The following is a 12,185-nucleotide window of genomic DNA, read 5'->3' on the forward strand; positions in this document are numbered from 1 at the left end:
CCCAAACAAAAAGACCAGCATGTTTTGCTGGTCTTTTTTTTATCGGAGATTTATACAAGCGCGCAGGCGTGACCGATTTCTGTAGCCCACGTCCACACTAGACTCAAAACTGTCGACGCAGCAGAAATCAAAATCATGAACGTGAGTAGTGCGACACCCCGCACAGGGAAGATCGCGTCAAATACCGAGCGCCTGCTGATCCTCTCCAGCTCGCTGATCGTTGTAGCCATTCTCGGCATCGTCACCTACCTGTTGATCCGCGAACACGCCGCTGCCGAACAGGCTGCCACACGTGCCGCCAACAACATCGTGCAACTGATCGACGCCGATGTATTGCGCAACGTCGAGCTCTACGACCTGTCTCTCAAGGGACTGATCAGTGCCGCGCAACGTGACGATCTGAAGGATGTTTCGGCGTCCATACGTCACCTGGCGCTGTTCGACCGGGCCACCGCAGCGCCCTACAAGGGCGACATCCTGCTGCTGGACAGGCACGGCGACGTGCTGGCCGACTCGGCCTCGGTCGTGCCGCGCACGGGCAACTACGCCGATCGCGAGTACTTTCGATCGCACATCGACAATCCGGACCCGAGGATGATGATCAGCCCGCCGTTCCGCGCGCGCACCGCCGATCACGACTGGCGGATCAGCTTCAGCCGCCGGCTCAGCGACGAGCATGGCCAGTTCATCGGGGTGGCCGAAGCGGCCATGCGCCTGAGCTACTTCAACGAGCTGTTCAGAAATCTGGATATCGGTCGCAACGGTACGATCAACCTGGTGAGCCGCGACGGCGTTCTGCTGGCCCAGCAACCGCCGCTGGCAGACGACCTGATAGGCAAGAACTTCAGCAGCCGCCCCAACTTCGTCCGCATTCTGCGTGAAGGCAACGGCAGCTTCAGCAGCGTCTCCAGCGTTGATCAGAAGCAGCGGCTGTACACCTTTTCCCAGGTCGGCGATCTGCCCCTGATCGTGATTGTCGCGCTGTCCATCGACGAGGTCTTCGGAGCCTGGCAACGCACCGCGGTGCTGATCAGCGGCGCCACTGGCGCCCTCTGCATCGCCCTGTTCTGGCTGACCTGGCAGTTGTGCCGCGAACTGCGGCGCCGGCAGAGCGCCGAGCAGGAACTGGCGCGCCTGGCAGCCGTCGATGCCCTCACCGGCCTGGCCAATCGCCGGACCCTGGACCAGGTGCTGGGCAACGAATGGTCGCGGGCCCGGCGAGCCAACCTGCCGTTGTCGCTATTGATGGTCGATGTCGATCACTTCAAATCCTTCAACGACCGCTTCGGCCATCCGCTGGGGGACCAGGCCTTGCGTGCGGTGGCACAGAGCATTGGCGCCTGCGTCGGGCGCCCATCGGACCTGGCGGCGCGCTATGGCGGCGAGGAGTTTGCGGTCATCCTGCCAGGTACCGACAGTGCCGGCGCCGCCGTACTCGCCGAGAAGATCCGCACCAGCATCGCCGCCTTGCCGGCCATCAGCGAACACGCCGCGCCGCTGACCGTGAGCATTGGCATCAACACCTGGTCGGGTAACCTCGATATCGGTCTTGAACAGTGGGTGAGCGACGCCGACAAGGCGCTGTATCAGGCCAAGTACAGCGGGCGCAACCGGGTGGTTTCCAACATGTCCCAGGGCGGCTCCAAGCGCGGCGCTTGAAACCGCAGGCATAAAAAAAGGCCATCCGGGGGATGGCCTTCAAAAACAAAAGGAAAGAGAGAGTGACTTACACGGCCGCAACCGGACGCATGTAAGAGATCGGTGCAGTGCTGGCATCTTCGAAGGTCACGACTTCCCAGGCATCTTTCTGCTCAATCAACTTGCGCAGTAGCTGGTTGTTCAGTGCATGGCCCGACTTGAAGCCTTTGAACTCACCTATCAGGCTGTTGCCCAGCAGGTAGAGGTCGCCAATTGCATCCAGGATCTTGTGCTTGACGAATTCGTCTTCGTAGCGAAGACCGTCTTCATTCAGTACGCCATCCGAATCGACCACAATTGCGTTTTCCACGCTGCCGCCGAGTGCGAGGTTGTGCTTGCGCAGGTACTCGATATCACTCATGAAACCAAAGGTACGGGCGCGGCTGACTTCTTTTACAAACGAAGTGCTGGAGAAGTCCACGCTTGCACTCTGGGTGCGGTCACGGAAAACCGGGTGATCGAAATCGATCTCGAAGCTCACTTTAAAACCATCGAAAGGCACGAAAGTGGCGCGCTTATCGCCGTCTTCCACGGTCACTTCACGAAGGATGCGGATGAACTTTTTAGCTGCGTCCTGTTCTTCGAGGCCAGCAGATTGAATCAGGAATACGAAGGGTCCGGCACTGCCATCCATGATCGGGACTTCAGACGCGGAGAGCTCGACGTAGGCGTTATCGATGCCCAGGCCAGCCATGGCCGAGAGCAAGTGCTCCACCGTGTCCACTTTGACGTCACCGTTGACCAGAGTGGTCGACATCGTGGTTTCGCCAACATTTTCCGCGCGAGCAGGAATCTGCACCACAGGGTCCAGGTCGGCACGACAAAACACAATGCCGGTGTCGACAGGCGCAGGCTTGAGGGTCAGGTATACCTTCTCCCCGGAATGCAGGCCTACACCTGTGGCACGGATAATATTCTTCAGGGTGCGTTGTTTAATCATGGCTTGGGCCGCTTCAGCGCAAATTGCGAACTGGTATCAACAAAGGCTGGCGATAATAGCAGACCATGCCTTTGCTGAACACCAATCACCCTAATACCCCTGATGCATTCCATCAATCGGCCTGACGACGCAGGAATGCCGGGATGTCCAGGTAGTCCAGATCATCTTGCGGATTCAGCTTCGCCGCGGTCGCCGCGTTCGACTGCGCCTGATTGCGCATGACGGTCGGACGGTCCAGGTCACGGTAGTTCACCGACGGCAGTTCCTGGCGAGCAGGGGCTGGCGCTTGCGACTGGGCGGACATGGAAGTCTGGACGGTGTTGTCGATGACCTTCACAGGCTTCTCGATTTTTGCGCCCAGGCCGGTGGCCACTACGGTTACATGCAGCTCATCACGCATGTCCGGATCGATAACGGTACCGACCTTGACCATGGCGTGTTCGGAAGCGAAGGCCTCGATGATGCTACCCACGTCGGAGTACTCGCCCAGGGACAAGTCAGGACCGGCGGTGATGTTCACCAGGATGCCGCGTGCGCCTTCCAGGTTCACGTCTTCCAGCAGCGGGTTGCGGATCGCCGCTTCAGTGGCTTCACGTGCACGGTTCGGACCGCTGGCGCAGCCAGTGCCCATCATCGCCATGCCCATTTCGCTCATCACGGTACGTACGTCGGCGAAGTCGACGTTGATCATGCCCGGACGCTTGATGATGTCGGAAATACCGCGAACGGCACCGGCCAACACGTCGTCCGCCTTGGCGAAAGCCGACAGCAGGCTGGCGTCCTTGCCGAGGATGGTCAGCAGTTTCTCGTTGGGGATGGTGATCAACGAGTCAACGCTTTCGCTCAGCGCGCGGATGCCCTCATCGGCGATCTGCATGCGCTTGCGGCCTTCGAACGGGAACGGACGGGTCACCACCGCAACGGTGAGAATGCCCATTTCCTTGGCCACTTCAGCAATGATCGGCGCCGCACCGGTACCGGTACCGCCGCCCATGCCGGTGGTGATGAACACCATGTTGGTGCCCGCCAGTACTTCAGCGATACGCTCACGGTCTTCCAGGGCGGCTTGACGGCCGACTTCCGGATTGGCACCCGCACCCAGGCCCTTGGTCACGCCGGTACCCAGTTGCAGGATGGTCCGCGCGCCGATGTTTTTCAGCGCTTGAGCATCAGTGTTGGCGCAGATGAACTCGACGCCTTCGATGTTGCTCTTGACCATGTGATTGACCGCGTTGCCGCCGCCACCGCCAACACCGATAACCTTGATTACCGGACTTTGCGGGATGTTGTCTACGAGTTCGAACATTTTCCCTCTCCTTTCATTTCTCTAGTTTTTCGCCTACTGCCTACTGCTTTGAAACGGTGTTGCGGTAAATCTTTAGAAGTTGCCCTGCACCCAGCTCTTGATGCGATCGAGCAGTGCCGCCTTGGGCTCGTCGCTGCTGTAGCTGTCGCGGCTGCCGATGCCGGAGAACGAGATGCCGTCGGACTGTTTCTGCAGCCCGTACAGCAGCAAGCCGACACCGGTGGAATAGATCGGGTTGCGCACCACGTCGGACAGGCCCTTGACACTGTGGGGTACGCCCAGGCGAACCGGCATGTGGAAAATTTCCTCGGCCAGTTCCACCGCGCCTTCCATCTTCGAAGTGCCGCCAGTGAGCACGATGCCCGCCGGGATCAGGTCTTCGTAGCCACTGCGGCGCAGTTCGGCCTGGATCAGGGTGAACAGTTCGTCGTAACGCGGTTCGACCACCTCGGCCAGGGCCTGGCGCGACAGTTCGCGCGGTGGGCGGTCGCCAACGCTTGGCACCTTGATGGTTTCGCCGGCACCGGCCAGCTTGGCCAGGGCGCAGGCGTAACGGATCTTGATTTCCTCGGCGTACTGGGTCGGGGTACGCAGGGCCATGGCGATGTCGTTGGTCACCTGGTCGCCGGCAATCGGAATCACCGCGGTGTGGCGGATCGCGCCTTCTGTGAAGATCGCCATGTCGGTGGTGCCGCCGCCGATATCCACCAGGCACACGCCCAGCTCTTTCTCGTCGTCGGTGAGCACCGAGTAGGCCGAAGCCAGCTGCTCGAGGATGATGTCGTCGATTTCCAGGCCGCAGCGGCGCACGCATTTTTCGATATTCTGCGCGGCATTCACTGCACAGGTGACCACGTGCACCTTGGCTTCCAGGCGTACGCCGGACATGCCCAGGGGTTCACGCACGCCTTCCTGGTTGTCGATCACGTAATCCTGCGGCAGGGTGTGCAGAACCCGCTGGTCAGCCGGGATCGCCACGGCCTGGGCAGCGTCGAGGACCCGCTCCAGGTCCGCCGAGCTGACTTCACGGTCGCGAATCGCCACGATGCCGTGGGAGTTCAGGCTGCGGATGTGATTGCCCGCCACACCGACGAACGCCGAGTGGATACGGCAGCCCGCCATCAGTTGCGCCTCTTCCACCGCCCGCTGGATCGACTGCACGGTGGATTCGATATTCACCACCACGCCCTTCTTCAGGCCGCGGGAAGGATGGGTACCGATGCCGACGATTTCCAGCGAGCCATCGGCCGCGACTTCGCCCACCAGCGCCACAACCTTGGAGGTACCGATATCCAGGCCGACGATCATTTTGCCGCTTTGCACATTTGCCATGGTCCTGCCTCTTCTTAATTCTTCGCGACGGCAGGTTGCGCCGTCGTGGGTGCCGCCGGATCGCGCCAGCCGACGGCCAGGCCGTTGGCGTAGCGCAGATCGATGCGCGCGATGTTCGTGATCTGTTCTTTCAGCGTTTTTTCATAAATGGCAATGAAGCGGCGCATCTTCTCCACCAGGTGATCGCGGCCCAGGAGCAGTTCGATACCCGGGCCGGCACTGCCGGCGCCTGTGGTCAGGAACCAGCTGCCGCGCTCGCGCAGCTCCAGACGGGCGATCGAAAAGCCCAGCGGCCGCAGCATCTGGCTCAACACCTGATACTGCTGCATCACTTGCTGCTGGGCCCGCTGCGGCCCGAACAACTGCGGCAAGTGCTCATAGTTCGCCAGTTCACGCGGGGTGAAGGCCTGGCCCTGGTTGTTCAACAGCGCCTCGTCGCCCCAGCGGGCCACCGGCAGTTGTTCTTCCAGGCGAATCACCACTTGGTCCGGCCACACCCGACGTACCTCGGCGTGGGCGATCCAGGGCATCTGCTCCAGCTCGGTGCGCATGCTCGCCAGGTCGATGGTGAAGAAGCTCGCCGCGACATAAGGCGCGATCCGCTGCTGCACCGCCTGCTGGCTGATATAGCTCAAGTCCCCCTGCACCGCGATCTTGGTGATCGGGCGGTCGGCGTACGGCAGCAGGCGCTGGGCCCCTTCATAGGTGCCAAACCCCAGAGCCACCAGCAGCACCGGCCAGAACAGGCTTTTCAGAAAGCCGAAGTTGGCTTTCGGCAGGCGCGCCGACATCGGCTCTTTGGCCACCATTCGGCTGGCACCCCGCGGCACCGGCTTGCGGCCGGGTGCGGGTTGCTGATGACGAAGCGACGCGCCTTGCATGGACTTAACCTCTCGCCTCAAGACTGGCTGCCAGGATGGCCAATACCAGTTGCTGGAAATCCAGGCCGGCCGCGCGGGCCGCCATCGGAACCAGACTGTGATCGGTCATGCCCGGAGCGGTATTCACTTCCAGGAACCAGAACTGCCCCTTGGCGTCCTGCATCACGTCGGCACGTGCCCAACCGGCGATACCGAGCGCCTCACAGGCTTTCGCCGTGAGTTCCATGAGTTCCTGTTCCTTGGAGCTGTCGAGCCCGCACGGGATCCGGTACTGGGTATCGGAAGCCAGGTACTTGGCGTCGTAGTCGTAAAATGTGTGGGGAGTGCCCAGGGCGATGGGTGGCAGCACCTGGTCACGCAGGGTCGCGATGGTGAACTCCGGACCCTGGATCCATTGCTCGACCAACACTTGCGAATCGTAGGTACTGGCCGCCTTCCATGCGTCGAACAATTCGGACGCGGAAGTCACCTTGGCCATACCGATACTGGAGCCTTCATGAGCCGGTTTGACGATCAAAGGCAGGCCCAGTTCCGCCACCGCGGAAATACAATCGGCCTCGGAGCTCAATACGGCGTGGCGCGGCGTCGGAATGCCCAGGCTGTGCCAGACCTGCTTGGTACGCAGTTTGTCCATGGCCAGGGCCGAAGCGAGGATGCCGCTGCCGGTGTAAGGAATCCCCAGGCACTCCAGCAGCCCTTGCATGCTGCCGTCTTCACCGCCACGACCGTGGAGAATGATGAAGGCACGATCGATCTTCTCGCTCAAGAGACGTTGCAGCAGATCATCGCCGACGTCGATGCCGAAGGCGTTCACACCGCCGCTCTGCAGCGCTTCAAGCACGGCCTTGCCGGACTTGAGCGACACTTCGCGCTCGGCGCTCTTGCCACCGTAAAGAACGGCGACGCGACCGAAATCGCTCGGTTTCACGGTAGAGAACAGGTTAGCGTAGGCAGCGGTCATTTCGCCCCCTTGCCAGCGGCTACAGCACCGGCGAACAGCGGGCTGCCGAGCAGTTTTGGCGCCAGGCCACCGATGTCACCGGCACCCTGACACAGCAGGATGTCACCGGCGCGCAGCAACGGCTTGACCAGCGGTGCCAGGTCGACCCCACGCTCGATGTAGATCGGGTCCAGTTGGCCACGCTGACGGATGCTGTGGCACAACTGACGGCTGTCGGCGCCCGGGATCGGCTCTTCGCCGGCCGGGTAGACCTCCATCAGCAGCAATACGTTGGCATCGGCCAGTACCTGCACGAAGTCGTCGTACAGGTCGCGGGTACGGCTGAAACGGTGCGGCTGGTAGACCATCACCAGGCGGCGTTCCGGCCAGCCACCGCGCACGGCCTTGATCACCGCAGCGACTTCGGTCGGGTGGTGACCGTAGTCGTCCACCAGCATCACGTTGCCCCCTTCCACTGGCAGTTCGCCATAGACCTGGAAGCGTCGGCCCACACCCTGGAAGCCCGACAGGCCCTGGACAATGGCTTCATCGCTGATGCCTTCGTCGGTGGCGATGCAGATGGTCGCCAGGGAGTTCAGCACGTTGTGGTTGCCCGGCATGTTCACCGACACGTCCAGCGGCTCGCGGTCGCGACGCAGTACGGTGAAGAAGGTCTGCATGCCTTGCTGGCGTACATTGATGGCGCGCACGTCGGCTTCTTCGCTGAAGCCGTAGGTCACGGTCGGACGCTTGACCTGCGGCAGGATCTCGCGCACCACCGGATCGTCCAGGCACATCACTGCCAGTCCGTAGAACGGCAGGTTGTGCAGGAAGTCGACAAAGGTTTTCTTCAGTTTGTTGAAGTCACCGTCGTAGGTCGCCATATGGTCGGCGTCGATGTTGGTGACCACAGCCACCAGCGGTTGCAGGTGCAGGAAGCTGGCATCACTTTCGTCGGCTTCGGCAATCAGGTAACGGCTGGTGCCCAGTTGTGCATTGGTGCCCGCTGCATTCAGCCGCCCGCCGATGACGAACGTCGGGTCCAGGCCGCCAGCGGCGAATACCGAGGCCAGCAGGCTGGTGGTGGTGGTCTTGCCGTGGGTGCCGGCCACGGCCACACCGTGACGGTAGCGCATCAGTTCGGCGAGCATTTCCGCCCGCGGTACCACTGGAATACGCCGTTCCAGAGCGGTGGCGACTTCCGGGTTGGAGGTGTTCACGGCGCTGGAAACCACCAGCACATCGGCATTGGCAGCGTTCTCGGCGCGGTGGCCGATGAAAATCTGTGCGCCAAAGGACTCCAGGCGCTCGGTAACCGGCGATGCCTTGAGGTCGGAACCGGATACCTGGTAGCCCAGGTTCAGCAGCACTTCAGCAATCCCGCACATGCCCACGCCGCCGATACCGACGAAGTGGATGCGGCGGATGCGGCGCATTTCCGGCTGCGGCATGGCTTTCTGATTCTCAACCATGGGCCACCTCCAGGCAGATATTCACTACGTCGTGGGTGGCGCCGGGCTTGGCCAGGCGGCGAGCAGCCTGGGCCATGTTGTCGAGTCGTTCTGGTTGCATCAAAACCTCTGTCAGGCGAGCGGCAAGGTCCGCAGCACCAGTCGTTCTTTGCGGCATCAGGAAGGCAGCACCTTCACGAGCCAAATATTCGGCATTGCGGGTCTGGTGGTCGTCGATCGCGTGGGGCAAAGGCACCAGCATCGAGGGCAGACCGGCGGCAGCCAGTTCGCTGACGGTCAACGCGCCTGCGCGACAGACCACCAGGTCGGCCCAGCCATAGGCTTGGGCCATGTCTTTGATAAAGGGCTGCACCTGCGCCTCGACGCCGGCGGCGCGATAGCGCTCTGCAGTGACTTCATCGTGGTTTTTGCCGGCCTGGTGGAACACCTCAGGGCGCAGCTCGGGGGCGACCTGTGCCAAGGCTTCCGGCAACAGCTTGTTCAACGGCTCTGCGCCCAGGCTTCCGCCCAGGATCAGCAAACGCGCCTTGCGTCCGGCCAGGGCCTCGCGCGGTGTTTCGAGGAACAGTTCGGTGCGTACCGGGTTGCCCGTGGTGCGCCGGCTTTGCGAGGCACCGAAGGTGTCCGGGAAAGCTTCGCAGACTCGGGCAGCCAACGGCACCAGCAGCCGATTGGCGGTACCGGCCACGGCGTTCTGTTCGTGAACGATGACCGGCACCCCAGACAACTTCGCGGCAACTCCACCAGGGCCGGTCACATAACCGCCAAAACCCAGGACACAGACCGGCTTCAACTGGCGAATGACCTGCCGCGCCTGGAGCACGGCCTTGATCAACACGAACGGCGCCTTGAGCAGGGACAGCTTGCCCTTGCCCCGCAAACCGCTGACGTTGATCAGGTGCAACGGCAGCCCGGCCGCAGGCACCAGATCGTTTTCGATGCCACGTGGGGTACCCAGCCAGTGCACGGTGTAGCCACGGGCCTGGAACTCGCGGGCGCAGGCCAGTGCCGGGAACACGTGGCCACCGGTGCCGCCGGCCATGATCAGGACGTTAGCGCCCATGGCTCGGCTCCTCGGCAAAGTCACTTTCACTGAACTCCATCTCTTCACTGCCCAGGTGGGTCCTGCTCTCCCATTCGATACGCAGCAACAACCCCAGACAGGCGCAGCAGATCACCAGCGAGCTGCCGCCATAACTGAGGAAAGGCAAGGTCAGGCCCTTGGTCGGCAACAGGCCGACGTTCACCCCGATGTTGATCAGGAATTGGCCAATCCACAGGAACGACAGTCCGTAGGCGACATAGGCGGCAAAGAACTGCTTGGCCTTTTCCGCCCACAGGCCGATGTACATGCCGCGGATACAGACAAAGACGAACAGCGCTACCGTGCACAGCGAACCGACGGCGCCCAGCTCTTCAGCCAGTACCGAGAACACGAAGTCTGTGTGAGCCTCCGGCAGGTAGAACTGTTTCTGCACGCTGTTGCCCAGGCCGACACCCAGCCACTCACCGCGACCAAAGGCGATCAGTGCCTGGGACAATTGATAACCGGCACCGAACTGGTCCGCCCAGGGGTCGGCAAAGTTGGTCAGGCGCGCCATTCGATAGGGCTGCATCTGAATCAGCAAGACAACCGCTGCCACCGCCAGGACCACCATCAGGGAAAACCGGAACAGCCCGACCCCTCCCAGGAACAGCATGGCCGCAGCGGCGCCCATCATTACGACAGTGGCGCCGAAGTCCGGCTCCATCAGCAGCAGGCCAGCCATGGGCAGCAGCACGATGAACGGCTTGAAGAAGCCCATCCAGCTCTCGCGCACTTCTTTCTGGCGCCGCACCAGGTAACCGGCGAGGTAGATCACCACGAACACCTTGGCGATCTCGGAAGGCTGGACGTTGAAAAAGCTGAAGCCGATCCAGCGCATCGAACCGTTCACTTCCCGGCCGATCCCCGGAATGATCACCATCACCAGCAGGCCGAAGGCACCGATCAGCATCAACCAGCCCAGGCGCTGCCAGGTGGCGATCGGGATCATCATGGTGACGATGCAGGCCCCCAGGCCCAGCAGGATGTAGATCAGGTGGCGAATCATGTAGTACAGGGCGCTGCCCGACTGCGCCGCCGCCACTTCAGTGGAGGCCGAGGCAATCATGACCAGGCCCAGGCCGAGCAGGGTCAGGCAACCAGCGAGCATCGGGAAATCGAGGTCGATGCCCCGACCGGTGATGATCGGCGATGGATAGGGCTTGATGATGTTTCTCAGGTTCATGCCAGTTCCTCCACAACGCGGACGAACTGGTGGCCACGGTCTTCGTAGTTCTTGAACATGTCGAAACTGGCGCAGGCCGGCGACAGCAGCACCACATCACCGGGCTGGGCAGTGGCGCGGCATTGCTCCACGGCTTCCTGCAGCGAGCCGACACGAATCAGCGGCACGGCGTCACCGATGGCTTCGCCGATCTGGTCGGAGTCGCGCCCCATCAGGATCACCGCGCGGCAGTTGGCCGCCACCGGGCCGCGCAGATCCTTGAAGTCGGCGCCCTTGCCGTCACCACCGGCGATCAGCACGATCTTGCCTTCGATGTCGGCGCCAAGGCCTTCGATGGCCGCCAGGGCGGCGCCCACGTTGGTGGCCTTGGAGTCGTTGTAGTACGCCACGCCATCCAGGTCGCGAACCCACTGGCAGCGATGCTCGAGGCCGGCGAAAGTGCGCAGCGCCGCGAGCATGGCGTCGAACGGCAAGCCCACTGCATGACCCAGGGCCAAGGCTGCCAGGGCGTTGGACTGGTTATGGGCGCCGCGGATCTTCAGCTCGCGCACGGGCATCAGGTTCTGGAACTCGAAGGCCAGGTACTTCTCGCCGTCCTCTTCGCGCAGGCCGAAGGCCTTGAAATCAGGCTTGCTCAGGCCGAAGGTCCAGCATGGCAGGCCTTCACCGATCAATGGCCGGGTCAGAGCGTCCTGGCGGTTGAAGACCACCTGCCGGGCGCCACGGAAGATCCGGTGCTTGGCCAGGTGGTAGGCCGGCAGGCCGCTGTAACGGTCCATGTGGTCTTCGCTGATGTTGAGCACGGTGGCCACTTCGGCGCCCAACTGGTCGGTGGTCTCCAGCTGGAAGCTGGACAGCTCCATCACGTACAGCTCGACGTCATCGCTGAGCAGGTCCAGGGCCGGGGTCCCGAGGTTGCCGCCGACCGCCACGCGCTTGCCCGCCGCCGCTGCCATCTCGCCCACCAGGGTGGTCACGGTGCTCTTGGCGTTGGAACCACTGATTGCCACGATCGGTGCCTTTGCGTTACGCGCGAACAGCTCGATATCACCGGACAATTTCACCCCACGGGCAGCAGCAGCCTGCAGGGCCGGGGTCGCCAGGGCCAGGCCGGGGCTCACGTAGAGTTCGTCGGCACGGCACAGGAAGTCCACGTCCAGCTCGCCACAACGCACCTCCACCTGCGGGTAGTCACGCCGCAGCGTGACCAGCTCAGGTGGATTTTCCCGCGTATCGGCCACCGCAAAGGCAACGCCCCGGCTCGCCAGGAAGCGAACCAGGGACATGCCGCTCTTGCCGAGGCCGACAACGATGCGGAAGTGGTCAGAAGCGATCAGAGACACTCG

At 62.3% G+C, this 12,185-nt stretch carries 10 protein-coding genes; 1 reads left to right on the forward strand and 9 read right to left on the reverse strand.

Annotated elements, in window-relative coordinates; all coding sequences use genetic code 11:
* Positions 1 to 135: 135 nt before the first annotated feature.
* On the forward strand, positions 136 to 1,659 hold the full coding sequence (locus KI242_RS25825) for a diguanylate cyclase (RefSeq protein ID WP_041119792.1): 1,524 nt from the start codon (positions 136 to 138) through the stop codon (positions 1,657 to 1,659).
* Positions 1,660 to 1,726: 67 nt separating this feature from the next.
* On the opposite strand, the gene lpxC is transcribed toward KI242_RS25825, so the two are convergent.
* The 9 genes from lpxC to murD form a co-directional block, all read right to left on the reverse strand.
* A complete protein-coding gene (gene lpxC / locus KI242_RS25830; protein ID WP_011063304.1) occupies positions 1,727 to 2,638 on the reverse strand; it encodes a UDP-3-O-acyl-N-acetylglucosamine deacetylase in 912 nt (303 codons plus the stop codon).
* Between the two features lie 112 nt (positions 2,639 to 2,750).
* Positions 2,751 to 3,944, reverse strand: coding sequence for a cell division protein FtsZ (gene ftsZ, locus KI242_RS25835; RefSeq protein ID WP_011063305.1), 1,194 nt, complete (start codon positions 3,942 to 3,944; stop codon positions 2,751 to 2,753).
* A gap of 72 nt (positions 3,945 to 4,016) precedes the next feature.
* On the reverse strand, positions 4,017 to 5,276 hold the full coding sequence (ftsA, locus tag KI242_RS25840; RefSeq protein WP_011063306.1) for a cell division protein FtsA: 1,260 nt from the start codon (positions 5,274 to 5,276) through the stop codon (positions 4,017 to 4,019).
* 14 nt (positions 5,277 to 5,290) lie between these two features.
* Positions 5,291 to 6,157, reverse strand: coding sequence for a cell division protein FtsQ/DivIB (locus KI242_RS25845; RefSeq protein ID WP_015636926.1), 867 nt, complete (start codon positions 6,155 to 6,157; stop codon positions 5,291 to 5,293).
* Positions 6,158 to 6,161: 4 nt separating this feature from the next.
* Positions 6,162 to 7,118, reverse strand: coding sequence for a D-alanine--D-alanine ligase (locus KI242_RS25850; RefSeq protein WP_212805661.1), 957 nt, complete (start codon positions 7,116 to 7,118; stop codon positions 6,162 to 6,164).
* The gene (gene murC, locus KI242_RS25855; RefSeq protein ID WP_011063309.1) at positions 7,115 to 8,569 is read right to left on the reverse strand and encodes a UDP-N-acetylmuramate--L-alanine ligase; all 1,455 of its coding nucleotides are present in this window, start codon (positions 8,567 to 8,569) and stop codon (positions 7,115 to 7,117) included. The genes KI242_RS25850 and murC overlap by 4 nt, the downstream gene beginning before the upstream one ends.
* Complete coding sequence (murG, locus tag KI242_RS25860) at positions 8,562 to 9,632, reverse strand: undecaprenyldiphospho-muramoylpentapeptide beta-N-acetylglucosaminyltransferase (protein ID WP_015636928.1); 1,071 nt, start codon at positions 9,630 to 9,632, stop codon at positions 8,562 to 8,564. Before murG ends, murC begins: the two co-directional genes overlap by 8 nt.
* A complete protein-coding gene (gene ftsW, locus KI242_RS25865) occupies positions 9,622 to 10,833 on the reverse strand; it encodes a putative lipid II flippase FtsW (RefSeq protein ID WP_169892250.1) in 1,212 nt (403 codons plus the stop codon). The genes murG and ftsW overlap by 11 nt, the downstream gene beginning before the upstream one ends.
* A gap of 2 nt (positions 10,834 to 10,835) precedes the next feature.
* Positions 10,836 to 12,182, reverse strand: coding sequence for a UDP-N-acetylmuramoyl-L-alanine--D-glutamate ligase (gene murD, locus KI242_RS25870; RefSeq protein ID WP_015636929.1), 1,347 nt, complete (start codon positions 12,180 to 12,182; stop codon positions 10,836 to 10,838).
* Between the last annotated feature and the right edge of the window lie 3 nt (positions 12,183 to 12,185).

Origin of the sequence: Pseudomonas sp. Eqa60 (assembly GCF_018326405.1) — a bacterium.
Taxonomy (GTDB): Bacteria; Pseudomonadota; Gammaproteobacteria; order Pseudomonadales; family Pseudomonadaceae; genus Aquipseudomonas; species Aquipseudomonas protegens.

What these genes read in the sequence shown, in the direction of transcription:
- KI242_RS25825 (WP_041119792.1), top strand. Translation starts at nt 136, where the DNA reads ATGAACGTGAGTAGTGCGACACCCCGCACAGGGAAGATCGCGTCAAAT.
- lpxC (WP_011063304.1), bottom strand. Translation starts at nt 2,638, where the DNA reads ATGATTAAACAACGCACCCTGAAGAATATTATCCGTGCCACAGGTGTA.
- ftsZ (WP_011063305.1), bottom strand. Translation starts at nt 3,944, where the DNA reads ATGTTCGAACTCGTAGACAACATCCCGCAAAGTCCGGTAATCAAGGTT.
- ftsA (WP_011063306.1), bottom strand. Translation starts at nt 5,276, where the DNA reads ATGGCAAATGTGCAAAGCGGCAAAATGATCGTCGGCCTGGATATCGGT.
- KI242_RS25845 (WP_015636926.1), bottom strand. Translation starts at nt 6,157, where the DNA reads ATGCAAGGCGCGTCGCTTCGTCATCAGCAACCCGCACCCGGCCGCAAG.
- KI242_RS25850 (WP_212805661.1), bottom strand. Translation starts at nt 7,118, where the DNA reads ATGACCGCTGCCTACGCTAACCTGTTCTCTACCGTGAAACCGAGCGAT.
- murC (WP_011063309.1), bottom strand. Translation starts at nt 8,569, where the DNA reads ATGGTTGAGAATCAGAAAGCCATGCCGCAGCCGGAAATGCGCCGCATC.
- murG (WP_015636928.1), bottom strand. Translation starts at nt 9,632, where the DNA reads ATGGGCGCTAACGTCCTGATCATGGCCGGCGGCACCGGTGGCCACGTG.